The organism is Flavobacterium sp. CF136 (assembly GCF_000282055.1).
Taxonomy (GTDB): Bacteria; Bacteroidota; Bacteroidia; order Flavobacteriales; family Flavobacteriaceae; genus Flavobacterium.
Genome location: NZ_AKJZ01000010.1, coordinates 200,702 through 226,600, shown reverse-complemented (window position 1 = coordinate 226,600; position 25,899 = coordinate 200,702). Strand labels below are relative to the sequence as shown.

Below are 25,899 nucleotides of genomic sequence, written 5' to 3'. Positions count from 1 at the left end.
CTATTTCTTAGCAGATAAATAAACTCCAATCAAGATAACAAATGCTCCAAAAAACTGAATTGGTGTCAGCATTTCATTATCTAATAATCCCCAGAAAAATGCTACTATTGGAATTAAATATGTTACCGATGTTGCAAACACTGGCGAAGACATCTGTATTAGTTTAAAAAACAGAACATTTGCAATTCCGGTTCCCAGAACACCTAAAATCATTACAAACATAATAGAATGCTGTGTTTCTTCCAGATTTATTTTTTGTGTAAAATCAGTTGTACTTAAAATAATCAAAGCCGGCAAAAGTAAAACAGCAAAATTTCCTGTCGTAATACTTAATGAATTTAAATCGGATAAATATTTTTTGATCAGATTTACATTAATGGCATAACAAAGAGTTGCAATCACTACTAAAATCAAGTAATAATAATTTTGCCCGGAATGATTTGAAGCGCCATTTAAAACCAGCAATAAGCAACCAATTAATCCAATAAAAACACCTAAAACCTGACGTTTTTGAAACTGGATCCCAAAAGCAATTATTCCTAAAACTAATGTATTTAAAGGTGTAAGCGAATTTAAAATAGCCACAATAGAACTATCAACCTGAGTTTCGGCAATTGCAAAAAAGAAAGCAGGAATAAAGGTTCCGAAAACAGAAGTTAAAGCAATAAATTTCCATTGACGTCCTGAGATTTTCTTCAGACTTGAAAACCCAACAATAAGCAAAAATAAAGCTGCAAAAATAATTCGGAATGAGCCTACCTGAATAGCTGTTAAACCAACTAAGCCTCTTTTAATTAAAATAAAAGAACTTCCCCAAATTAGCGAAAGCAAGAATAAATAAAACCACTTTAATTGTTTAGCATCCATAAATCGTATTTTGTTACAAAATTGTACTATTTTTATGAATTGACCTTCTGTTTTTTATTAATTTTGCAAGGAAATTCAATAACAAACTTAAAATATATTTATAATGAAATTTACAAAAATCATTACATCTTTAGCGATAGCAGGTTTAGTATTAACGGGGTGCAAAAAAACTGAAACTGAAACTTTAACTGCAGCAACATCTGAAATAAAAGTACCTAAAGAACATGTTGCAATAGCTCCTGAAAATGTACAAACAGCAAGTTTCACTATCGAAGGAATGACATGTGCAGTTGGATGTGCAAAAACCATCGAACAGGAATTATCAGATCTTGACGGAGTAGAAAAAGCTACAGTTGATTTTGATAAAAAAACAGCTACTGTCACATTTGACAAAACGATTCAAAATCCTGAAAATTTAACTAAAACTGTTCAGGAAACCGGAGACGGAAAAACATATAAAGTTTCGAATATGAAATCATAATCGAAACTATTTTACATAAAAAAAGCGTTCAATTGAACGCTTTTTTTATGTCTTTTATTTCCACTTCAATGTTTCCATAAGCCGCTGCATATCATTTTTGATATAACTGGCCGCCGGCATAATTGAATCGAAGTTTGGTTTTGCATAAAAATAAACAGATCCTGTTATAAAATGTTTTGTACTATCGGTCACATAAAACTGTGAGTTGGTGGCCGCATTCCCATCAACCTGATAAAACATTCCATAAACCTTTTTTTGCGGGTTCAAATAGGGCTGCTCTAATATATCATCAGCTTTTATAACGTGCTCATAAGTTAATTTCTGGGCATCTTTTAATAACTTTTCGATATTATTATTTACTGGTTTATAAGTCAGATAAATGGTGGCTTTCATTTTTGGATACGTAATTGCAAATCCACAATCTTTCTCGCCTTTAATTACCGCTGCCTCATTCATTTCAAAAGAAAAAGGGCAGGTATTTTGAAAGTTTACATATTTTGCTTCAGGATAATCCAATCGCAAAAAACTTTCCGGCTTAGGCACGACATCATCTTTACAGCTCAAAACAGTTAATGTCAGTAATATGGTTACTATCGGAATTATTCTTTTTAACATTGTTATTCTATTGTTACTTTTATTTGTTTCACACGTTTTTTATCAACTGTTTCAATGGTAAAAACACAATTTTCAAAAACTATTTTCTGGTCTTTTTTAGGGAAATTTCCAAGAATTTCTAAAATAAAACCTGCTAATGTTTCGGCTTCCCCTTTGTGCGATTCAAAAATATCTTCATTGACATCAATAATCCTGTAAAAGTCTTTCATGTTTATTTTCCCTTCAAAAAGATAATTTTTATCATCAATTTGAGAGAAATTTAAATATTCATCATCAAACTCATCACTAATATCGCCAACGATTTCTTCTATTACATCTTCTAAGGAAACCAAACCTGATGTTCCTCCGTATTCATCAACCACAATCGCTAAATGACTTTTTAAATTCTGAAAATCTTTGAGCAAATTGTCTAATTTTTTATTCTCAGGAACAAAAAAAGCTTCCCTGATTAAAGTTGTCCAGTCAAATTCGACTTTGTCAATATGAGGCAGTAAATCCTTAACAAACAAAACGCCTTCTATCTGATCGATATTGTCCCTGTAAACCGGAATTCTTGAAAAACCTTTTTCGATTATTTTTGGATAAATAGCCTCAAAAGATTCAGATATTTCCAATGCAAAAATATCAATTCTTGGGCTCATTACCTGTTTAGTATCTGTATTTCCGAAAGAAACAATTCCTTCCAATATTTTTTGTTCCTCACTTGATGTTCCTTCAGAATCCGTAAGTTCTAATGCTTGTGATAACTGATCTACCGAAAAACTGGTTTTTTGTTTACCTAATTTATTATGCAAATATAAAGTAACAGCACGCATTGGCAAGCTTACAGGAGAAAGTAATTTGTCTAAAAAAGCAATTGGATACACAACCCTTTTTGCAAATTTTATATTATTACGGCTGGCATATACTTTAGGCAAAACTTCTCCAAAAAACAAAATCAGGAAAGTAACTGTAATAACTTCTAAAATAAACTTAAGCAACGGGGAGTCAATGTTAGTAAAAATGTTTCTGCTTAGAAAAGAGAATAAAATAACTACACCTATATTGATAAAATTATTAGCTACCAATAATGTAGCCAAAAGCTTTTTAGGTTTATCTAAAAGTTCCGAGATTATTTTCCCTTTGGAACTATTTTCCTGTAATGCATCTTCAATATCTTTTACGGATAAGGAAAAAAATGCTACTTCTGCTCCTGAGACAATTGCCGATAGAAAGAGTAAAATAAATATTGCGACAAAACCAATAATTAAATTGGTGTCTAATATTGTTAAGAAAAATAAACTGGGCTCCGGGTCCAAATCAAAAAGAATTAGTTAAACAATCAAAAAGGCAAATCATTTATGGGCAAGCCTTCATTAGGAGCTTCAAAGTTAGTGTTTTTTGGTGATTCTGAAGTATGCTGTTTATGGCTATCCGTTTCTTTTTTGGTTGTCAAAAAGGTAAACTCTGTTACCTGAATTTCGGTAGTATATTTTGTAGTTCCGTCTTCAGCCTGCCATTGTCTTGATTTTATACGGCCTTCAATATATATTTTATCCCCTTTTGATAAGTATTTTTCGCAAATCTCAGCAGCTTTATTACGTACTACTAAATTATGCCACTCTGTAGAAGTAATTTTTTCGTTTGTAGTTTTATTGATGTAAACTTCGTTTGTTGCCAATTGAAAACGACCGATGCAGTTTCCTCCATCAAAATAATGCATTTTAACATCATCGCCCAAATGGCCTATCAACATCACTTTATTTAATGTCCCGTTCATGATATAAACATTTGTAGTTATATCAAAGATACATTTTTCTTAACACTTATTTTCGTCCTTTTTGATAAAATTACTACCCATAATCTGAAAAGAAATATATTTTAAAAAGTATAAAACCTTCCTTTTAAAAAATAAAACAAAAAAACACTTAAAGTAAAGTCTTATAAAATTTTTGTTAATTTAAATAATAATGTATTTTTGATTTATGAAAAGAATAGAATTTGTTAGCTGCCATAAGCTACCTGAAAGATCATTTTTTTATAAAGGAAAACAATTTCCTGTATGTGCCCGATGTACAGGGATTTATGTTGGCTATTTTATTTTTATACCGCTTTTATCATTCATTAAAATAGATATTTACTGGGCACTATTATCTATTTTACCAACATTAATCGATGGTCTTACACAAGCTTATTACAATAGAGAAAGCAATAATTTCCTTCGCTTTTTTTCAGGGATTCTTGCAGGTTACGGTCTAGCAGGTTTATCTGATTTCATTGCTTATTGGATTGTATTTTCTTTCAAGTATATCTTTTTCAATTAATAACTAAAATTAAATATTATGTCAGAGGAAAACTCAAAATTTGATGAATTTGAAAACAAAAATAACAAATCTAATGAAGATTTAAGCACTGGGCTAAAAGTATTATCATTTTGCATTCCATTGGCTGGAGCTATCATTTATTTTGTAAAAAAGAATGAAGAACCTGTTGCTGCAAAATCAGCCTGTAATATGGCTTTAATTGGTTTTGCTGTAGGTGTAGTTGTCAGAATCATTCAATATGCTGCTCTTGGCTCATAAAACTAAAAAAGACTTCTAAAATAAAGAAGTCTTTTTTATAATTTTTCGATGAAATTGTAGATTACAATAGGAAATGGAAATGTTTTTAATGTCTTAAAATCCAATCCATTATCTATCACTTGGTTTGTTTTAATTTTCCAAAATTGAATATGCAAATGCTGATGTGAAAGTTTATGAATTACAGTTGCATAAGAACATTCCTCTATACCTATAACATTATAAGACGAAAAAAAGCCATCCTGAACTGTTTTTGAAATAAAATCAAAATCGACAATTTCACCCGTTTCAAGTAAAGGAAATTCATATAAATTATGCCAGATGCCTTTCGAAGTACGCTTTTGAATTAAAGTATTCCCCAGGACATCTTCTAAAATCAGATAATTAAAAAACCGATTTGTGACTTTTAACTTCTTAGATTTCACAGGCAAAACCGTCACTTTCTTTTTTTGCAAAGCCATACAGCTCTCATTAAATACACAAACAGAACAGTCAGGGTTTTTAGGCACACATTGCAAAGCACCAAATTCCATAATTGCCTGATTAAAAATTGCCGGATTATCTTTTGGCATCAATTCGTAAGCAAGTTCCGTAAATTCTTTTTTAGTAGCCGGCAAAGCTATATCTGATTCAATATCAAAATAACGTGAAAGCACCCTGAATACATTCCCATCAACTACCGGAACAGTTTCATTATAAGAGAAAGAAGCAATTGCCGCAGCCGTATATTCACCCACTCCTTTTAATTTTAACAGTTCCTTATAAGCAGGCGGAAAAACTCCATTTAGTTCATTTGCGACATATTGTGCTGTTTTATGTAAATTTCGTGCACGGGAATAATATCCTAATCCCTGCCAAAGTTTCAAAACTTTCTCTTCTTCGGCATTTGCCAAATCAAATACCGTAGGAAATTCCTTTGTAAAAGCAAAAAAATAAGGCATTCCCTGCGCTACCCGAGTCTGCTGTAACATAATTTCTGAAAGCCAAATCAGGTACGGATTAGTCGTATTCCTCCATGGCAAATCGCGTTTGTTTTGTAAATACCATTTTATCAATATGTTATGAAAATTCATTGTAAAATACTTAGAATACAAAAGTAAATGTTTATGTAATTAAAATTTAACGAATTAGCTTGATTAATTATTTTTTTAATTCCTATATTTGCAACCTCAAAAAAATAGTACATCATTTATAAAATAAAAATAGGAAAGAAAATGACGAAAGCAGATATCGTAGCGAAAATTTCAGAGAAACTAGGTCTTGAAAAAGGAGATGTTCAAGCAACAGTAGAAACTTTTATGGAAGAAGTGAAAACTTCTTTAGAAACCGGAGATAATGTTTATCTAAGAGGTTTTGGAAGTTTCATAGTAAAAACAAGAGCTGAAAAAACAGGAAGAAACATTTCTAAAAATACCACAATCAAAATTCCTGCACACAACATTCCTGCTTTTAAACCTGCAAAAGTTTTTGTAGAGGGGGTAAAAACAAATAACGAAGCAAAATAATACTATTAATTAATCATAAAATCGATACGATATGCCAAGTGGTAAAAAAAGAAAGAGACATAAGGTAGCTACTCACAAAAGAAAAAAAAGAGCGAGAGCTAACCGTCACAAAAAGAAAAAGTAGTTTTAAACTACTTTTTTCTTTTTAAACGTTCATTGAAATTGAGAATTAGTATTCAGTCATCAGTTTTTAGTGTTCAGTCAACTGATTACTTAAAACTGCAAACTGCCAGCTAATTTTCCCCGGGTTCAATACCTGTTAAAAATATTGTTTAATCCATCCCTACTAAAGTTGATGGTTGATAGTTGAGGGAGATTTCCAACAGCCAACAACCAACAACTCCATTGTTCGGATAAAAATTTACAAATGAATAAAGAATTAATCATTCGATCAAGTTCAGATTTCGTAGATTTTGCCTTATTAAAAGATGGAAAACTAATTGAATTACACAAAGAAGAAGAGAAAAGCAACTTTCAGGTTGGTGATATTTTTATTGCCAAAATACGAAAACCAGTTGCCGGACTTAATGCTGCTTTTGTAAATGTAGGCTTCGAAAAAGATGCTTTTTTACATTATCATGATTTAGGGCCAAACTTAGCTTCCCAACTGAAATTCATAAAACTTGTAAGCGCAGGTAAACTAAAAGATTTCTCCCTAAAAACCTTTCAGTTTGAAAAAGAGATTGACAAAGATGGCATCATTACTGATATTTTAAGTGCCAATCAATCTGTTTTAGTACAGGTCGTTAAAGAACCTATATCTACCAAAGGTCCAAGAATTAGCGCTGAGCTATCATTGGCAGGAAGATTTATTGTTCTCGTTCCGTTTTCTGACCGCGTTTCTATTTCACAGAAAATAGAAGACAAAAAGGAAAAGGATCGTCTAAAAAGACTTGTATTATCTATCAAACCAAAAGGATTTGGTGTTATTGTTCGCACAGTAGCCGAAGGCAAAAATACAGCCGAATTAGAAAAAGATTTGCAGAACCTGCTTGGCAGATGGACTGCAATGTGTAAAAAATTACCAACTGCTCATCATCCATCAAAAGTATTGGGAGAGCTCAACAGAGCTTCTTCAATATTAAGAGATGTATTTAATGATACCTTCAGCGGTATTCAGATAGATGATGAAGAGTTGTTCCATCAAACGAAGGATTATTTGCAAGAGATTGCACCTTCAAAACAATCAATTGTGAAGTTTTATCAATCAAATGACACACCGATTTTTGAGAAATACAATATAGAGAGACAAATCAAAACTTCTTTTGGAAGAACGGTTTCCATGAGTAAAGGCGCTTATCTTATTATAGAACACACTGAAGCTTTGCACGTTATAGACGTAAACAGCGGAAATCGTTCGAATAAAGCAACCAATCAGGAAGATACGGCCATGGAAGTTAATATGATTGCCGCCGCTGAAATTGCCAGACAACTTCGTTTGCGTGATATGGGCGGAATCATAGTAGTCGATTTTATCGATATGTCTAATCCTGAAAATCGCAAAGTCCTATTCGACTTCTTGAGAGAAGAAATGAGTGACGATAAAGCCAAACACAAAATCTTGCCTCCAAGTAAATTTGGGCTAGTCCAAATTACAAGACAAAGGGTAAGACCAGAAGTTAACATTAAGACCAGAGAAGAAGATCCAAACAATGAAAATGGCGAAATTGAAGCGCCTATTCAAATCATTGATAAAATCGCTCTGGATTTAGAAAGACTTTTAAAAACCCACAATAAAGTTGTGCTTAATACACATCCGTTTGTGGCTGCATACCTCAGTAAAGGTTTTCCATCATTGCGTTCAAAATGGTTTTTTGAACACAAAAAATGGGTGAAAATCATACCTCGTGACGCTTACACGTACTTAGAATATCATTTCTACGATAAAAAAGGAAATGTTATTTCAGAATAAAACAAAAACCGCCTCTCGAAAGATTGGCGGTTTTTTTATACGTTATTGTGAGGTAAATCTCGTCTTCAAAGTTTGGAATTTGGAATTTAGAATTGGAATTTGTTCTATTAGGAGCAATTTCCAGCTATCCACTTGTATCTTTTCCTTGCTAAAGGAGCCAGAAAAAGGATACCGCTCCTATCTGGGCTAGGCACTCATTTTCACAAGAAATTTTAAATGATTCTTATTTTATAACTCTGATGTCACCCTGAGCGGAGTCGAAGGCTTGAGTAATACAAAAGGGCTTCGACTCCGCTCAGCCTGACACAGTAGTTTACTCCTTCACAATCTCTATTTTTCTTCTAATTTCATTGCCAAATGCATCCACAACCGTGATATAATGAAATCCTGAAGCAGGCATGATTGGCAATTCATGAAACGTTTTTGTAGTCGCCTTATAAACATTATCAACATACCAAAATAGTTCTTTATCTCTTTCAGAATAAGCGACCTTCAGAATCACGGGCTGTACTTCACTATTGAAATTTTTAGTCAAATAAATTTTACTGTTTGTTTTAGGATAAATAAAATCCATTGTTGTTGTCTGTGTTCCTTGACAATCTTCTTTAAATGCTGGCAAAGGTAAATACTCAATATGCTGGCTTTTGTAATACCAGGCCATAACCGGAGGCAAAACAAACCAGTTTTTAAGTACCATATTATCAACGCTTTCACAACTGCTGTTTACCTGATATTTTTCGGTTATATCTAAATGAATCATTTTATGGTACGGACAAACCGCCGTTGATTTTCCTTTCAAGGGAATCCATTGTTTTATTTTCGGGCATCCTTCTTTAGCCAGATAACCGCTTAATTTACAAACACCTGCTTCTTCTAAATCTTTATATGGTGTATCAAACCATCTTTGTCTTGGCAATAAATTAAAAACATCAAACAAAATAGGTGCAGCACTTGTTACACCTGTCAATGACGGCCTTCCCTCGCCTGTGGCATTTCCAACCCAAATTCCCACTACATATTTTGAATTCGTTCCTATTGCCCATGCATCTCTGTTACCAAAACTAGTTCCCGTTTTCCAGGCTATTTTAAGCGAACTGTCGTAAAATTTCCAGGCTTCATCTCCTTCCGGCCTGTTCACTTGTTCCATCGCATTGTAGGTTAGCCAAATTGATCCGGCCCCTAATATGTTTTTCTGGTCACTTTCATCTCCAAAATCAACTTCAAAATCATTTTTATAATTTAATTCTGTAAATTCTTTGGTTCGATATTTTCCCTGATTTCGATTAAAATAATTCACCGTAGATGACATACCCGCATATGTTCTGCACAAATCCCACAAATTACTTTCGGCACCTCCTAAAATCAAGGATAGTCCGTAATGATCCGGAGTTTTATTGATATCTCTCAATTTGAATTTCTGTAATTCTTCATAAAACTTGTTTACACCAAACTCCTGCAACATCAAAACCGCAGGAATATTCAATGATCTTGACAAAGCTCTGTGTGCAGGAACAGCTCCGTCAAAAGTTAAATTGAAATTTTGCGGGGTATAACCTGCTATTTGAGTCGGTACATCGGCTACTAAAGTATTGGGTAATAACTCTCCATCGTCTAACATCGCTCCGTACAATAACGGCTTCAAAATACTTCCTGTACTTCTGGGTGCATCAATAATATCCACATCTTTTTGATGATCATTGTCTGTTGGAGAATTTCCCACGTAACTCATTACATTCCGATTTGAAACATCGATTACTAAAATCGCCAAATTATGTACTTCATTTTGTTTGTACTGGTTATAGTAATATTTCGCAATTTGATTTACCCTGTTTTGCAAAGCGTAATCAATTGTCGTTTTTACACGCGTACCTTCTTTCTCTTTCGCAGCCCGTTCTAGTAAATGAGGTGCGATCTGCGGTAAATCATATGGTTTTTGAGGCAGAGGTTCGTCGATTGAAAGCTCATAAGTCTGCTGATCAATAATTCTTTCTTCATACAATTTTAACAAAAGACGATTCCGCTTATTCAGTAATTTAATCTGATTTTTACCTGGATAAATCAAACTTGGTGCGTTTGGTAAAACAGCTAGTGTTGCGTTTTCTGCCCACGACAATTGATTCGATTGTACTCCAAAATAGCGCCACGAAGCCATTTCCAAGCCAACAACATTTCCTCCAAATGGAGCATGAGCAGCATACAATTCCAGAATTTCATCTTTAGAATAACCCAGTTCCAATCGTGTTGCTAAAATAACTTCAATTATTTTCTCAAAATAAGTTCTTCCTTTTCCTTTTCGGGACAATCTGATGACCTGTTGAGTCAATGTACTTCCACCCCTAACAACTTTTCCCGCTTTCCTGTTTTGTTTGATTGCATTTACCATTGCAACCGGATTAAAACCGGGATGTTTGTAAAAGTATTCATCTTCAAAATAAACAATGCATTTTTTAAATTTATCCGGTACACTATCCTGAGCAGGAAAACGCCATTGTCCGTCACTCGCAATTTTTGCACCCAACAATTCTCCTTCTTTACTTTCAATAACTGTTGAATAAGGTTCCTGAAACAAAGTTCCGGGCAATGAAAAATAATAAATCAGCAAAAGCAAAAATGCAACTGCTGATTTTATTTTATTCTTTTTAATCCAATTAAAAATGCGCTGTATAAACGCTTTCAGCTTATTTTTCAAAGTAATTTTTATATTTTTTTATCCTAACAGGTTTTAGAAACCTGTTAGGTATTCCCTTTAATTCTAACTAAAACGAATATTTATTTTGTCTCAAAAACATACCTAACAGGTTTTGGAAACCTGTTAGGATACTTCTTCTTCAGAGTTTACTTCACAACCTCAACCCAAAATCCTTTTGTTCTGGCCAGGAATGTATTATCGTACATTGCTTCACATTGCAATCCCGGCAAATAATAATTCCCTAAATAAGAAGCATTCAGCAGAATTCTGAAGACTTTTGTTTCTCCGGCTTTCATTCCGAAATAAAAATTAGTTCTGTCATCACGAATGTCAATGTAATCGGCAATATTGTTCGTTGCATCACCATAATCAGTAAAACGGGTATTCACAATTTCGAATCCGGAAGGTAAAATCTGAGACAAGGCTACATTTTCTACATGCTCATTTTTCTGATTTTTAATCGTAACCTCAGCGATAAATTCTGTTCCCTGATTAATTTTTGTGACGTTAAGAATACCACCTTTTCTGTTTTTGAAAACAATTGCTGCCGATACATTACTCTGAATGGTTTTTTCCTGACCTATCGGAAGTATTCCGGTATTAAGTATACGGACATAAATCGTATTCTTTTTATTATTCTTCAAAGTGATGCTATTGGCTCCGGTTTTAACCGATAAACTTCTGTCAGCAATGGTCTTCTGAGTATTGATAGCCTGACTTTTTCCGTCTTTAGAAAAACTAATATCTATTCCTTTCGGGCCATTATTTGTTGCAAATTTGGACATTGCATACAAACAGTAAGCAGTTGTCTGCGTACTCATCCATTGATTATTTGACATTTCTTTGGCTAATTTTGAAGCCATCACAAATGCTTTTTGTTTCTGTCCTAATAACAACATGGTTTCTAAAGCCATTGCTCTGTTTCTTTCACTTGAACCATAATAGTAATAATTATAATCACTCGATTCGTTTTCAATTTTACTATGCAATAACAAATTTAAACCCGCAGATTTTTGTCCGGCCAAAACATAAGCGGCAGCTAAACGTAACATGCTTTCGTTCGAAATACCTTTTGTTTCCCTCAATCTATTCATTGAAGACAAATCGGCGTTTCCTGCTAAAGCTAACGTGTATAATCGATAGGATTGCGCTAAATCATTTCCATATCTTGGTTCAAAACGCCACTGTTTTGATTCTTTTTGTTGATATGAAATCCATTTTGATTTGAAATTGATTGGTAAAACATACCCCTTTTTCTCAGCTTCAATCAAAAAGTGCCCTGCATATGAACTGCCCCAGTCATCAGCGATCGTATTTCCCTGCCAATACGAAAATCCGCCATTTGATAATTGAAAACTTCCCAGTCTGGTAATTCCTGCTGTGATATTTTTTTGAATAAGCTGTTTACGGGCTGCATCTAAATCTGCCACATCATTCAAAAACAACTGAGGAAAAACAGAAGAAGTCGTTTGTTCTACACACCCATGAGGGTATTGAATAAGGTATTGTAATCTTCCATTTAAATTAATTGTTGGTATTGACGAAACCTCTAATCCTGCCTTATTACTTCCTGAAACCCCAAACGTTTTCCATGAAATGGTTTTGGTGCTATTTGGCGTTAAAATAATATCTGTAAAAGTATTCGTAACCGGATTTGGATTAGTCATATCAATCTCAACATCATAAACCGATTTTTGATTACCCGATGTTGCGATAATCTGTACTTTACCAATTCCGGTAGCTGAACCAACTACCAGATTAAAATACGCCATTTTTTCATCAGGCTGAGCAAAAGTCAATCTTTGAGTTGTGCTGCCTATTACTTTTAATCCGTTATTGGTTTTAATTTGAATACTAACATTTTTGATGTTCTTTTCTGTTGCAAAAACAGTTACAGGAATCGTAACTTTTTCTGAAGGAGAAATTTTTCTCGGCAACGAAGCCAGCACCATCAAAGGACTGCGGACAGGTGTTGCTTTTTCTACACTTCCGTAAGCACTTGTTGCAGCATCACCTGCAACGACCATAGTCCGTACAGAACCAATATATTTTGGCAATTTTAACTGATGGGATTTCGTTTGTCCTTTTTCCAGTTTAAAAGGACCAAAATACAGTACAACCGGTTTAAAACGATTGGCTTTTTTAGCTTTTCCTCCGCCTAAATCCTGATCCCCGCCAATACTGAAAATCTGATTTATTTTTCCTCCATATGCTCCAATTACATCATCATAAATATCCCATGTTTTTACTCCTAAAGCTTCACGGACATAAAAACTATCCCAGGCATTTGGCGTTTTAAAACGGGTTAAATCCAACAAACCTTCATCTACGACGGCAATCGTATACGTCATTTCCTTTCCGGTTTTTTCTCCAACTTTCACTGTAAATGTTTGCTCTGGTTTTAAAATATCCGGCATTAAAAGTGTTGGAGCCAAAATAGTATTTTTATCTACAACTTCTATCGGAACGATTCCATACATACGAATTGGCGAATCATTTTTGGTTGATGCATGCGGCTGTAAAAGTGTGATGTTAAAATACACATTGGGCGCCATTGCAGCTGTAATTGGAATTTCAACTTTTGTTTCCCCCTTTTGGGTTTTTGCCCAAAGTGTCTGCACTACTTTTGAACCGTTTTCTATCGAAATAAAAGCGCGTCCCCCTTCACTTGACGGGAAAGAAACCTGAGCTTTTTCACCAACGGAATAATTTTTCTTATCTGTTGAAAAAACAAGCATATTAGCAGTCGAAGCATCTCTGTTTCGTGTTTTCCCTGACCAGATTGGCCAATCAATATTAACCGTTAATGCAGTTGCATGGCCACCGGTATTATCTGAAACCCGAATCAGGTAACGTCCCCATTCTTCATCGGTTAAAGAAAACTGAAGATTTCCTCTTCCGCTTGCATCTGTATTAATTCTGTATGTTTTATATGAAGTTGTAGCATTCGATGAATTATAATTCGACAAATTATCACTGGCAGCATCCCACCACCATCGCCATTCGATTTTATACACTTTTACTTCAAGGTCTTTTACTGCTTTTGGTCTTCCATTTTCATCGACTGTAACAATATCAAACCGGTTCATGGTTCTGGTCTCAAGCATACCATATTTGTTAGGTTCAGGCGATTTTATACCCACATAGGTTTTATAAGGTGAATAGGTAGCCGAAATAACATCGGCACTAAAATCACCACCTTCTTCAAATACTTTGGTCATAAAAGAAGCGCGAAGCATTCCCGGAGCCTGTCCTTGCAATTCAGGTTTAATATTGACAGAGGCTTTTCCGTTTGCATCTAATTTCCCTGAATAAACATTAATTTCTTCTGTGCTGAACTGACGCACTGCATCATCAAAAGTAAATTTTTCATACCCTTTAAACGTAGTTGTCTGCTGCGAAAACTTAGCCTGCATTTCTACATTCAGATTTTTCGCAATAGCACCATGCAGCCAGGTAACTTCCAGATTACAGATATTTGGATAAGATGAGGAAAGAATGGCTTTATTGAAACTGTTTTTTATTTTTAAACGATTTGGTTTAATTGTTTCAATCTTAATGCTTTTATAAAATTTAGCACCACCAACACTTACCATTGCTTCCCAATTTCCCGTGGGCGCATCTGCACTGGTAGGAACTGTAAAAGCGTAATGATTTAGTTCATTTATTTTTTGAATGGTTTGATATGTAATTTTACCATTCGGATCTGTCAATCTAAATTTTATCGGATGTGCATTGGGTAATTTATTCGCAGCATCATTTAAAATAAAAGACAAATACAGATTATCTCCCGGACGCCAAACACCGCGTTCTCCATACAAAAATCCTTTTAATCCTTTTTGCAGTGTTTCTCCGGCAACATCAAAATTACTGACAGAAAGAGAAGTTCCGTCATCTAATTTTACATATGTAGATTGCGTGCCTAAAGTAACAATTGCAAAATAGGCAAATTTATCTAATTGAAAAGAAGCTATCCCTTCACTGCTTGTTGTACCTGTTGTTATTTTTTGCTGTTGAAAAGTATACAAATCTACTCTTGCATTTGAAACCGGTTCTGTGGTCACAATATTATTTACAGCAAATATGTACGATTTATTTCCTCCTCTTTTAGCAATTACGCCTAGATCCGTAGCCAGGATATTTGTTGCTATTCTGGCATTATAAAAATAAGAACCTGAACATGGGTCCTGACTTTCTCTCCATTCATAGTTATCATAATAGTAATCGTCATATGAATTCTCACTGTAATTCACATCATTTTCATTTATTTCTTCCTCCTCTTCCGATTCTTCTTCTTCTGATTTTTCACATTTATATAATGAATATGCTTTTTTATAAGACATCTCAACTCTATAAATCGCGCCCGGTTCCGGATTTATTATTTTAGATAAATCTAAAGCAAATGTGTTCCACTTACCAAGATTCAAAAGTGTGTTCTCTTTTAAATTAAGGGTCGTTTTAGCAACTGGCTGTCCTACCTTCTTAAGATTTTGAGTACCATTCAGTTCATTATACTGAAGAAACTGAAGGATGTTATTCTTGTATATTTTATACACTTTTACATCAACAGAACTTAGGTTTACCGCTTCAAAATTTAGTTTTAAATTATTTGAACTTGGCAAAATAGTTCCATTTTTAATAAAACGAATACTTGGTTTTATTTCATCAAAAGAAATTTTCTGAGCAAAATTGTGTCCTAATTTTTGCCCATACTGGCTTTCAATTCCCTGAAAAATTTCCAATAGCAATTCACCACTCAAAATTTGCTCTGCAACAGGTTCTGCTTCCTGAACAGGAGCTGCGACATCAACAACTGCTGCACTATCAACTTCAACCGCCGAAGTATCAATGGCAACCCCAACAGTATCAACTGTCGAGACAACACTTTCTACCTCGGTAATAACAGGTTTGGAGGTTTGTTTTTCATTACTGAAATAAACCTTCAGTACATTTCCCTGAGTCGAAAATTTTAAATTATTTGCATTTTGAAGAGAAACAAGGCCTTTAAAATCCTGTCCTTTTTCTAATGGTTCCGAAAAATTTACCGAAATTGATTGATTGTCCTCTTTTGAAACTTCAACTTGTATAATTTTAAATTCATTGATACTGGTAACAGGATAAATAATTTTTCCTTTCTGATCAATGTCAAAATCGTCTCCATCATATGCTATCTCAACACTTGATGGCTCTGAAAATCGCTGGATGCTATCAATCTTAAAATTAAATTCTTTGGCGGAACCTGAAGTTTTTTCAAATTTAATCTTTAGATTATTTCCTTTTTGGTTCGCTAAAATCAATTTTTTAGCCGTCTCAACATCAATATTATCAGCAGTTTTTAGAACACAGTTCAAATATTGGTATTCTTTATTGTAGGATTGAATGTCTGCAGTATTTATAATAAAATCCTGCTTAATGGTTTTTGCAGTAAAATTGAATTTTGATAATTCTTTTTCCTTTTCTTTAGGTAATGTGATGAGCTTGTCCAGATTTAAAGTCACCTGATATTCTGTACCTGCTTTTAACTTTTCTTCAGGAATAAAAGCAATTGTATTACTTGAAAGCGCAACCACTTTACCATCAACACTTGGCGAAATATCAAATAAATCACTGTCTAAAATCTGGTTTACTTTCCACTCTTTTTTATCGAAAGCCAAAACCACCCGAATATCGGATTCCGAAGAGATTATCCCTCCCGTGAAACTGACTATATACTCTTTAAATAATGAAAAATCAGAATTGAAATCTGCGGATGACTTCTTATTACACGCCTGAAAAATAAAAAACATACAAAACACGAGAACCAATCCTTTTGCTTTCACTTTTATTTAGAGTTTATGGGTTACGAATTCAAATAATAGACAGAACATTTAACATTTCACAGTTAAGAGCATAACTAATGAAGCATCAATTATATTGTAGTAAAAGTATACTATTTTTTAAAATATTTTAAGAGGAAAATTCGTGTGCTGTAAAATTATTTTTTGGAGCATTTTTCTATGTACTTATTTTCTTTTCGAAGCAAAAAAACGCTTCATTAAATCGGCAGCTTCACTGGCCATGACTCCGGAAACAACGTTAGTTTTGGGATGTAATTTTGTTCCCATAGTTATAAAACCCCGCTGCTCATCACGGGCTCCAAAAACAATTTTAGAAATCTGGCTCCAATACAAAGCACCTGCACACATCTGACAAGGTTCGAGCGTAACATACAATGTGCATCCTGTTAAATATTTTCCACCCAAGAAATTGGCAGCGGCTGTTATGGTCTGCATCTCGGCATGAGCCGTAACATCATTTAATAATTCGGTTAAATTATGACTTCTTGCTATAACTTTATCGGCAACGACGATTATAGCTCCAACAGGTATTTCGCCTTTTTCAAAAGCCATTTCAGCTTCCTGCAAAGCTTTCTTCATAAAATATTCGTCGGTGAAAGGATTTATCATAAAACAAAAGTACATTTTTACTTATTATTTTTATTACATTTATTTTTTGATATTCTAAATTATGGACAAAAAACACAAAGTCTCTATTCCGGAACCCTGCCATGAAAATTGGAACAAAATGACTCCAAAAGACAATGGGAGATTTTGTTTAAGCTGTACTAAAACTGTGGTTGATTTTACAAAAATGTCAACGGATGAAATTCAGAACTATTTTATTTCAAACCAAAATAATAAAATTTGCGGAAGATTTAGAAAATCACAATTAGATTCTGTTACAATTCAAATTCCTAGTCGGGTTTTATATACGCAAACTAATTATTACAAAATGTTTTTGTTAGCATTATTTGTGGCTATGGGAACAACTTTATTTAGCTGTCAGAGCAAAGAAGGAAAGAAACAGAAAATTGACAAAGTCGAAGTTGTAACAGATACTATTACAAAAGAACGAATTATGGTTGGAGACGTTCCAATTAATCCAAATGACTCTGTTCAAAACCATTTGCCACCACCACCGCCGCCAAAAGTTGATCAGGTTAAATTTGTAAAACCAAAAGGAAATGATAATCTAAAATCTGAGAAAACAAACAATAGCTCTGCAAAAGCAGCAATTAACGCTACTGCTTCTGGCGAAGTTGTATCTGAAACCAATGCAGAATTTCCGGGCGGAATCGAACAGTTCTATAATTATTTTGCAAAGGAATTTAAAAAACCTGAAAATATAAATACCAAAAACCTCAAGCTCAATCTCTCATTTGCAGTAGAAAAAAACGGATCTGTATCGTATCTACAATGCATCCCTGCAATTGATAATGCAATAGAACAAGAAATTATTAGAGTTTTAAGTGCATGCCCTAAATGGCAGCCGGGAGAAATTAATGGTAAAAAAATAAAGAAACAATATTCTTTACCAATTGTATTGCAATAGATCTCACTTATAAAATTAAATTTAAAACCGTAAATTTGCTTTTTACTTTACAATGAAAAGCAATTTACTCTCAAACATAAAAAATCCAGCCGATTTACGTTTACTCGACGAAACTCAATTACCGCAATTGGCAAAGGAATTGCGTGACTTTATTATCGATATTGTTTCGGTAAAAGAAGGACATTTAGGCGCCAGTTTAGGAGTTGTAGAACTTACAATTGCCCTACATTATGTTTTTAATACCCCTGAAGATTTATTGGTTTGGGACGTTGGACATCAGGCTTACGGACACAAAATCCTAACCGAAAGAAGAGAAAATTTTGATACCAACAGACAACTTGGCGGTATTTCCGGTTTCCCCAGAAGAAGTGAAAGCGTTTATGATACTTTTGGCGTAGGCCATTCGTCTACATCAATTTCTGCTGCACTTGGAATGGCGATTGCCTCTCAGTTAAAAGGTGAAATCAACAAACAACATATAGCAGTTATTGGCGATGCTTCAATTGCTTCAGGAATGGCTTTTGAAGGTTTAAATCATGCCGGCGTAACAGATGCTAATTTATTGGTAATCTTAAATGATAATGCTATCGGAATTGACCCCAGTGTTGGCGCTCTCAAAAAATATCTTACAGCCGTTAAGGAAGGAAAAAACCCGAAGAAAAATAACATGATCAAATCTTTGAATTTCGATTATTCGGGCCCGGTTGATGGTCATGATTTAATTGGTTTGATAAAAGAATTAAACAGATTAAAAAATATAAAAGGCCCAAAATTCCTTCACATTGTAACTACAAAAGGAAAAGGCCTTCAACAAGCCGAAGAGAACCAGGTAAAATATCATGCTCCCGGAAAATTTGATGCTTCGACAGGGGAAATTCATTTAAAATCTGAAGAAAATTTACCTCCTAAATATCAGGATGTTTTTGGTCTGACTATTTTGGATTTGGCCAAAAAGAACGAAAAAATCATCGGAATTACTCCTGCTATGCCATCAGGAAGTTCCTTAAAATTTATGATGGATGAAATTCCGGAACGCGCTTTCGATGTTGGAATTGCAGAGCAGCATGCAGTAACCCTTTCCGCAGGAATGGCAACTCAGGGTATGATTGTCTATTGCAATATTTACTCTACATTTTTACAGCGTGCTTACGATCAGCTAATTCATGATGTGGCACTGCAAAATTTACCGGTTATTTTTTGTTTAGACAGGGCCGGTTTGGTTGGTGAAGATGGTGCAACACATCACGGAGTTTTTGATATTGCATATTTGAGAGCTATTCCAAACATGATAATTTATGCTCCAATTAATGAAATTGCATTGCAAAACATTTTATATACTGCCCAATTAGGCTTAAAAAATCCAATTGCGATTCGATATCCAAGAGGGCGGGGTGTTATATCCAACTGGCAGGTAAAAAATTTCGGACATTATGAAACTATTGAAATTGGAAAGGCAAATTGTTTAAAAAAGGGAATTAAAACTGCAGTTATTTCAACAGGAGCTATTGGAAATAATGTGATTGAAGCTTTTAACGAATGCACTAATGCCGAAACTATTGCACATTATGACTTTCCATTTATAAAACCATTAGACTACAACACTTTACATCATGTTTTATCTAATTTCAACAGTATAATTACTATTGAAGACGGGACCATAAAAGGTGGTTTTGGGAGTGCTGTTTTGGAATTTGCTGCAGCAAATAATTTCACAAACAGAATAGAAATATTAGGTATCCCGGATATATTTATTGAGCATGGAACTGTAAACGAATTACAACAATTGTGTAAAATTGACGTTAAAAGTTTAGTAAATCTTTTTTCAAACCGTTGAAAATAATTATTTTGCACAACCAAAAAAAATCAAAAATCACCATAATGAAATTATTACGATCGACATTTTTATTATTTCTTTTTTTATTTACCTCAACCATTTTTGCCCAGAGTATAATTCAAACTACTTTGGATCCAAATCAACTGCCTCCACCACCTTCAAATTGGGCTAAAAAGAATAAACTTGGTTTTGACATCTCAGAAGTTGCTTTCGTAAATTGGAGTGCCGGGGGAACCAGCTCAGTTTCAGGATTATTTAGAGGTGAATTTCTAAGAACATATACCAAAGAAAATCATAAATGGGTAAATGAACTTATTGTAAAATATGGTTTAAATAAACAAGATGGTACTGAAGTGAGAAAAACTGATGACGCAATCCAGTTTAACTCTACATATGGATTTAGAAAAGACACACTTTCAAATTGGTATTATTCAGCTAAATTTAATTTCAATACACAATTCACAAACGGATATAATTATCCAAACAGGGATATTGCCATTTCTAAGCCATTTGCACCAGCTTATATCTTTTTAGGAGCAGGAGCTGAGAACTCAAATAAGCAAAAAAACAGAACTTTCTATTTCTCTCCTATCACTTTAAAAACTACTTTGGTATTAGATCAATATTTAGCAAATCAGGGATCTTTTGGTGTTAAAAAAGCTGTTTACGCACCTGACCCTCTTGATCCGAATAATCAGATTTTAATTGAAGAAGGACAAAAAGTAAAAGCCGAATTCGGTATTTTATTTACCGGATACATGAAAAGTGAGATTTATAAAAACGTTTTTTACGAAAACAGGTTAAGTTTATATACCGATTATTTAAACAGATTCGGAAACGTCGATGTTGATTATGACACCCGTTTAGATCTTGTTGTTAATGCTTATGTAAAAGCAAATATTGGTGTACACCTGGTTTATGACGATGATATTAAAACTAAAAAAGATGTTGTTGACCCAACAACAGGAACAACATCTCAGGTCAATGACGGACCAAGAACTCAGTTAAGACAAGTTCTCGGCGTTGGACTTGTATACGCTTTTTAGTAATTAATTATTTTTTCTTCCATTAATAGTTTCGAATAACTCCAGGGCATTCCCATCGGTTAAAAGAGATACATAATGACAAATATGAAGCAAACGTTCATATAAATTAGTTTTCTCCAAATGATGTTTTTCAGGAAGCATCTTCAGAAGTAATTTATCATAATTGGATGCTTTTCCTTCATATTTGTTATTAAAAGCGGTAATGAATTTATCCAGCAAGGTTTGAATAATCTGATACCCAACAATTTCTTTTTCGATAACTTCACGGCTTTGGTAGATTTTTTCAACACTTAGCTTGATAATATCATCCATTTGGGCTTTATATTTACTTTTATCTGTTAAAGCAAAAGGAAATTTACCTGCCAGAATAGCTTCTTCATTTTCAATAAAAACATCTACAGCATCGTTAATTAGGGCGCCAATTGCAAGTGCGCGCAAATAACTAATTCGGTCTTCTTTGGTTTCTAACAATTTATATTTAGAAACTCCAATATTATCTTTCACCAATTTAATTAAATATTCCAATGCATAATCTTCAGAAACTAAACCTAAATTTATTCCATCTTCAAAATCGATAATTGTGTAGCAAATATCATCTGCCGCTTCAACCAAATAGGCTAATGGATGTCTTTCAAAACCAATATTATCTCCTGATTTATTAGCAATCATCCCCATATCTTTGGCAACTTCTTCAAAAAATGGTTTATCGGTCTGGAAGAAACCATATTTTTTATCGGCAATATCCTGAGTTGGTTTTTTAGGTAAACTTTCTTTCGGATATTTCATAAAAGCACCCAAAGTAGCATATGAAATCCTGAGTCCGCCCTCAATTCCGGGACGGCTTGCTGTAAGAACTGAAAAACCATTTGCATTCCCTTCAAAATCAATCAAATCCTGCCATTGCTTATCAGTCAGTTGTTCTTTATATTTTTTTCCGTTTCCTATCGAAAAATATTCACCAATCGCTTTTTCCCCGGAATGCCCAAAAGGCGGATTTCCGATATCGTGAGCCAATGATGCTGCAGCTACAATTGCGCCAAAATCATTCATATGATAGCCATGAACTTCTTTTAAGTATGGATATTTTTCGATAATTTTTTTTCCAACCAAACGGCCCAGAGAGCGGCCAACAACCGAAACTTCCAAACTATGTGTAAGCCTTGTATGTACGAAATCTGTTTTTGAAAGCGGAATTACCTGAGTTTTGTCCTGCAATGATCTAAATGCTGCCGAAAAAATAATTCGGTCATAATCAACCTCAAATCCTAATCGGGTATCATCTTGTTCTACACGTAATCTTTTGCTTGTGTCGCCTTGACGTTTTAGTGATAAAAGTTGTTCCCAGTTCATTTTAATATTAGATTGTAGATTAGTGATTTTAGATTGATGATTTAGAAGAATCAAAAATACATTTTATTTTTAGGCTTTTTTTAAAGTTATTAACTCCAAGTGTTCTTTCTTTAGCTTTTCGAGTTTATATTTTACAACAACAAAAGTTTTAGAATTTTTATCATGCAAACCCAAATCACGTCCTTTTAAAAAACTAAATGGTTCAAAGGGAAGAATACGTAATAAAGTACGAGCCAATATGGTCATTACGGTAGGTTTTGAACCATCTTCCATCACAACAATTGTTTTAGTGAAATATTTGGCTGGGGACTGAGCAAGAAATAATTCTGTTGTTCCATAATACACAAAACTAATAACACTCCAAAACAAGTAACGCTCAATCATATCTAAAGAATTTATTTCTTTGGCAATCTCCGAAATATCTAAAAAAGTTATTGTCAACCTAACGATAATTAGCTTTATTATACCATCAATAATAAAGTTTAAAAATCGCTTTTGTTTTGATGCCAATAAATAATTTGAGATTTCAAAACCTTCATTTTTCATTTTATTTCTGATTAAAAACCAAAAATACATTTTTATTTATGACTTTATAATGATTAAAATTCTAATGCCGTACTGTGTTTTATCTCTCCCATTACAAAAATACTATTCGTGTTACCAATATTTTCAATTGTAGACAATTTATTCATTACAAAATCCTGATAACTGGACATATCCTGAACCAAAATCTTCAGCATAAAATCATAATCCCCTGCAATATTATAACATTCTATAATTTCCGGAAGCGCCACAATATCTTTCACAAAATTACTCCCCACATTCTTTGCATGTTCTTTTAACCGGACATTACAAAAAACAGTCATCCCGCGATTCATTTTTTTCTTGTCCAGTAAAGCCACATATTTCGTAATGTATCCTTCACGTTCTAACTTTTTTATACGCTCATAAACTGGCGTAACCGTCAGAAATAATTTACTCGCAAGGTCTTTTGTATTGATATTTGAGTTTTCCTGAAGGTGTTTCAGTATCAATAAATCGGTTTTGTCTAAATTTTCCATAGTATTTTTTACGGCTAAAGAGCGTTTTAAAAGTTTTTATCAGTAATATAATCTTTAAAAAAGTCTTTTTAAAACACTATTCACTTAAATAAAAGCCAAATATAAGTATTATAATCTAATACAATAAATTTGTACAGTAAAAAATACTGAAATACAAATGAAAACAAATAATTTAGGTTATCCAAGAATTGGCAGTAACAGAGAATTAAAAAAAGCCAGCGAATTGTATTGGGCAGGAAAAATTTCGGTCGATGAACTTATTGATGCCGGAAAAGAAATCCGTATTAAAAACTGGAAATTACAATTCGAAGCCGGAGTTGATCTGATTCCGTCCAACGATTTTTCCTTTTATGATCAGGTACTTGATTTGACTCTGGCTGTAGGTGCAATTCCGGAACGTTATAATGATTTTGCAAAATCAAATTCTTCTATCGATTTGTACTTTGCAATGGCAAGAGGTGCACAAAAAAACGGACAGGATGTTGTGGCTATGGAAATGACAAAATGGTTCGATACAAACTATCATTATATTGTTCCTGAATTTACAAAAAACCAAAAATTCGCTTTGTTTTCAGAAAAAATAATTACTGAATTTAAAGAGGCAAATGACTTGGGAATTGCAACAAAGCCGGTTTTAATTGGGCCAATTTCTTATTTGCTTTTAGGAAAAGAAAAAGAAGAAGGTTTTCACCGAATTGATCTTATCGATGCATTACTTCCTGTTTATTTTGAAATTTTCGAAAAACTACAATCAGAAAATGTTGAATATATCCAGTTAGACGAGCCGTTTTTAGCTTTAAATTTAACTGATAAAGAAAGAAATACTTATACAAAAGTATATAACGAAATCAACAAAAAATTCCCAAATATTAAAATCATTCTTGCTAATTATTTTGATTGTTTTGGAGAAAATTTAGCGACGGCATTGGCTTTACCTGTTGATACTTTTCACTTAGATTTAGTACGTTGTCCTTCGCAATTAGATGACATTTTAGATTCCGGAAAATTATCGCCGAATGTAAATCTTTCTTTGGGAGTTGTTGACGGAAGGAATATCTGGAAAAATGACTTTAAAAATTCATTAAATCTTATCCAAAAAGCAACAGCTGCTTTGGGTGAAAACAGAGTTTTGGTTAGCCCATCCTGTTCTTTAATTCACAGCCCTTGTGATTTGGATTTAGAAACAAATGATACAACCCTTACACCGGAAATTAAACAATGGCTGGCTTTCGCAAAACAAAAAATCAACGAAATTGTATTATTGAAACAATTTGCATCTAATGAAGTGAATGTGAATAATTCAATTGCATTTGAACAAAATACTGTTGCCAATGAAAACCGAAAAACTTCAAAATTAATTCATAATAACGAAGTTAAAACACGTGTTGCTAGCATTACAGTTTCTGATGACAAGCGTAAAAGTACTTTTGCAACAAGAAGAAAAAGCCAGATTGACGCTTTAAACCTTCCTTTATTTCCAACTACAACAATTGGTTCTTTCCCACAGACTGCTGAGGTAAGAAGCTGGAGAGCAAAGTTCAAAAAAGGAGAATTAACGGCTGAACAATATAACGATTTAATCGAAAAAGAAACCGAAGCTACGATTCGTTTTCAGGAAGAAACCGGCATTGATGTCTTAGTTCATGGTGAGTTTGAACGCAACGATATGGTGGAATATTTTGGAGAACAATTGGCCGGATTTACGTTTACAAAAAATGGCTGGGTACAAAGTTACGGCAGTCGTTGCGTAAAGCCTCCGGTTATTTATGGTGATGTTTCGAGACCAATCCCAATGACGGTTAAATGGTCTAAATATGCACAATCCCTGACTCCAAAATGGGTAAAAGGAATGCTTACAGGTCCTGTAACTATTTTGCAATGGTCGTTTGTTCGTAACGATCAGCCACGTTCTGAAACATGTACTCAGATCGCTTTGGCAATTCGTGATGAGGTGACAGATTTAGAAAAAGCGGGAATCAAAATCATTCAGATTGATGAACCTGCAATTCGCGAAGGATTGCCTTTAAGAAAAGAAGAATGGGCTGCTTATTTGGATTGGGCTGTAAAAGCGTTCCGTATTTCTGCAAGTGGTGTAAATGATGACACACAAATTCACACGCACATGTGTTACAGCGAGTTTAACGATATCATTCAGAATATTGCCGATATGGATGCTGATGTTATTACAATTGAATGTTCCCGTTCGCAAATGGAGCTTTTAGATGCTTTTGCAGATTTTAAATATCCAAACGAAATTGGACCGGGAGTTTATGATATTCACTCCCCTCGCGTGCCTTCAAGCGAAGAAATGGTGAAATTATTAGAAAAAGCTTCAGCAGTTATTCCAGTTGATCAATTATGGGTAAATCCTGATTGTGGTTTAAAAACACGTCACTGGGACGAAACAAAAAAAGCTTTAATTGAGATGGTAGCTGCTGCTCAGGAAATGAGAGCTGCCGTTGAAAACACTGTGAGTTTTTAAGTTTTAATTAGATAATTTTGTTTTTTTATTGTCAACGAGTGGAGTCGAAAATCTTGTAGTTATGATTTATTTCGACTTCACTTAAGTTGGCATTATTTTTTTAAAACATCTCTATTTCAGCTAAAATT

General features: G+C 33.8%; 20 protein-coding genes. 9 read left to right on the top strand and 11 right to left on the bottom strand.

Annotated features, from left to right (window positions below; translation table 11 throughout):
- Positions 1-867 carry a DMT family transporter gene (locus PMI10_RS04605; RefSeq protein ID WP_007805042.1) on the bottom strand — a complete coding sequence of 289 codons (867 nt, stop codon included), beginning with the start codon at positions 865-867 and terminating at the stop codon, positions 1-3.
- A gap of 103 nt (positions 868-970) precedes the next feature.
- Between PMI10_RS04605 and PMI10_RS04600 the strand changes: the two genes are divergently transcribed.
- Entirely contained in the window at positions 971-1,348 is a 378-nt protein-coding gene (locus PMI10_RS04600) for a heavy-metal-associated domain-containing protein (protein ID WP_007805041.1), read from the top strand.
- A 54-nt stretch (positions 1,349-1,402) separates the two neighbouring features.
- Here PMI10_RS04600 and gldD read toward each other — a convergent pair whose 3' ends face one another.
- Genes gldD through PMI10_RS04585 form a run of 3 tightly spaced genes read right to left on the bottom strand, consistent with a single transcriptional unit; the run spans position 1,403 to position 3,722 of the window.
- Entirely contained in the window at positions 1,403-1,963 is a 561-nt protein-coding gene (gene gldD, locus PMI10_RS04595; protein ID WP_007805038.1) for a gliding motility lipoprotein GldD, read from the bottom strand.
- A 2-nt stretch (positions 1,964-1,965) separates the two neighbouring features.
- Positions 1,966-3,261: a gliding motility-associated protein GldE gene (locus PMI10_RS04590; RefSeq protein WP_007805036.1), complete on the bottom strand. Its 1,296-nt coding sequence runs from the start codon at positions 3,259-3,261 to the stop codon at positions 1,966-1,968.
- A gap of 23 nt (positions 3,262-3,284) precedes the next feature.
- The gene (locus tag PMI10_RS04585; protein ID WP_007805034.1) at positions 3,285-3,722 is read right to left on the bottom strand and encodes a single-stranded DNA-binding protein; all 438 of its coding nucleotides are present in this window, start codon (positions 3,720-3,722) and stop codon (positions 3,285-3,287) included.
- 205 nt (positions 3,723-3,927) lie between these two features.
- Between PMI10_RS04585 and PMI10_RS04580 the strand changes: the two genes are divergently transcribed.
- Complete coding sequence (locus PMI10_RS04580; RefSeq protein WP_007805032.1) at positions 3,928-4,266, top strand: DUF2085 domain-containing protein; 339 nt, start codon at positions 3,928-3,930, stop codon at positions 4,264-4,266.
- A gap of 18 nt (positions 4,267-4,284) precedes the next feature.
- Positions 4,285-4,524, top strand: coding sequence for a hypothetical protein (locus PMI10_RS04575; protein ID WP_007805030.1), 240 nt, complete (start codon positions 4,285-4,287; stop codon positions 4,522-4,524).
- Between the two features lie 35 nt (positions 4,525-4,559).
- On the opposite strand, the gene mutY is transcribed toward PMI10_RS04575, so the two are convergent.
- Positions 4,560-5,594, bottom strand: coding sequence for an A/G-specific adenine glycosylase (gene mutY / locus PMI10_RS04570; RefSeq protein ID WP_035631348.1), 1,035 nt, complete (start codon positions 5,592-5,594; stop codon positions 4,560-4,562).
- Between the two features lie 129 nt (positions 5,595-5,723).
- Between mutY and PMI10_RS04565 the strand changes: the two genes are divergently transcribed.
- Positions 5,724-6,026 carry an HU family DNA-binding protein gene (locus PMI10_RS04565; protein ID WP_255347995.1) on the top strand — a complete coding sequence of 101 codons (303 nt, stop codon included), beginning with the start codon at positions 5,724-5,726 and terminating at the stop codon, positions 6,024-6,026.
- Positions 6,027-6,393: 367 nt separating this feature from the next.
- The gene (locus PMI10_RS04560; RefSeq protein ID WP_007805005.1) at positions 6,394-7,938 is read left to right on the top strand and encodes an Rne/Rng family ribonuclease; all 1,545 of its coding nucleotides are present in this window, start codon (positions 6,394-6,396) and stop codon (positions 7,936-7,938) included.
- A gap of 313 nt (positions 7,939-8,251) precedes the next feature.
- On the opposite strand, the gene pbpC is transcribed toward PMI10_RS04560, so the two are convergent.
- From pbpC to PMI10_RS04545, 3 genes are all read right to left on the bottom strand, one after another.
- Positions 8,252-10,627: a penicillin-binding protein 1C gene (gene pbpC / locus PMI10_RS04555; protein ID WP_007805002.1), complete on the bottom strand. Its 2,376-nt coding sequence runs from the start codon at positions 10,625-10,627 to the stop codon at positions 8,252-8,254.
- Positions 10,628-10,773: 146 nt separating this feature from the next.
- Positions 10,774-16,446, bottom strand: a complete 5,673-nt coding sequence (locus tag PMI10_RS04550) for an alpha-2-macroglobulin family protein (protein ID WP_007805000.1) — start codon at positions 16,444-16,446, stop codon at positions 10,774-10,776.
- A gap of 183 nt (positions 16,447-16,629) precedes the next feature.
- Positions 16,630-17,073 carry a nucleoside deaminase gene (locus PMI10_RS04545; protein ID WP_035631347.1) on the bottom strand — a complete coding sequence of 148 codons (444 nt, stop codon included), beginning with the start codon at positions 17,071-17,073 and terminating at the stop codon, positions 16,630-16,632.
- 61 nt (positions 17,074-17,134) lie between these two features.
- Between PMI10_RS04545 and PMI10_RS04540 the strand changes: the two genes are divergently transcribed.
- The 3 genes from PMI10_RS04540 to PMI10_RS04530 are packed head-to-tail and all read left to right on the top strand — an operon-like array spanning position 17,135 to position 20,878.
- Positions 17,135-17,998 carry a hypothetical protein gene (locus tag PMI10_RS04540; RefSeq protein ID WP_007804996.1) on the top strand — a complete coding sequence of 288 codons (864 nt, stop codon included), beginning with the start codon at positions 17,135-17,137 and terminating at the stop codon, positions 17,996-17,998.
- 52 nt (positions 17,999-18,050) lie between these two features.
- Entirely contained in the window at positions 18,051-19,832 is a 1,782-nt protein-coding gene (locus PMI10_RS04535; protein WP_007804995.1) for a 1-deoxy-D-xylulose-5-phosphate synthase, read from the top strand.
- A gap of 44 nt (positions 19,833-19,876) precedes the next feature.
- The gene (locus PMI10_RS04530) at positions 19,877-20,878 is read left to right on the top strand and encodes a DUF3078 domain-containing protein (RefSeq protein ID WP_007804994.1); all 1,002 of its coding nucleotides are present in this window, start codon (positions 19,877-19,879) and stop codon (positions 20,876-20,878) included.
- 3 nt (positions 20,879-20,881) lie between these two features.
- On the opposite strand, the gene PMI10_RS04525 is transcribed toward PMI10_RS04530, so the two are convergent.
- The 3 genes from PMI10_RS04525 to PMI10_RS04515 all read right to left on the bottom strand — a co-directional run bounded on the left by PMI10_RS04525 (position 20,882) and on the right by PMI10_RS04515 (position 23,289).
- Positions 20,882-22,228 (bottom strand): deoxyguanosinetriphosphate triphosphohydrolase, encoded by a 1,347-nt coding sequence (locus PMI10_RS04525; protein ID WP_035631345.1) that lies wholly within the window; start codon positions 22,226-22,228, stop codon positions 20,882-20,884.
- A gap of 69 nt (positions 22,229-22,297) precedes the next feature.
- Positions 22,298-22,774 carry an RDD family protein gene (locus PMI10_RS04520; protein WP_157489710.1) on the bottom strand — a complete coding sequence of 159 codons (477 nt, stop codon included), beginning with the start codon at positions 22,772-22,774 and terminating at the stop codon, positions 22,298-22,300.
- Positions 22,775-22,827: 53 nt separating this feature from the next.
- Entirely contained in the window at positions 22,828-23,289 is a 462-nt protein-coding gene (locus tag PMI10_RS04515; RefSeq protein ID WP_007804988.1) for an Lrp/AsnC family transcriptional regulator, read from the bottom strand.
- Between the two features lie 157 nt (positions 23,290-23,446).
- Between PMI10_RS04515 and metE the strand changes: the two genes are divergently transcribed.
- On the top strand, positions 23,447-25,771 hold the full coding sequence (gene metE / locus PMI10_RS04510; protein WP_007804986.1) for a 5-methyltetrahydropteroyltriglutamate--homocysteine S-methyltransferase: 2,325 nt from the start codon (positions 23,447-23,449) through the stop codon (positions 25,769-25,771).
- The last annotated feature ends 128 nt before the right edge of the window (positions 25,772-25,899 follow it).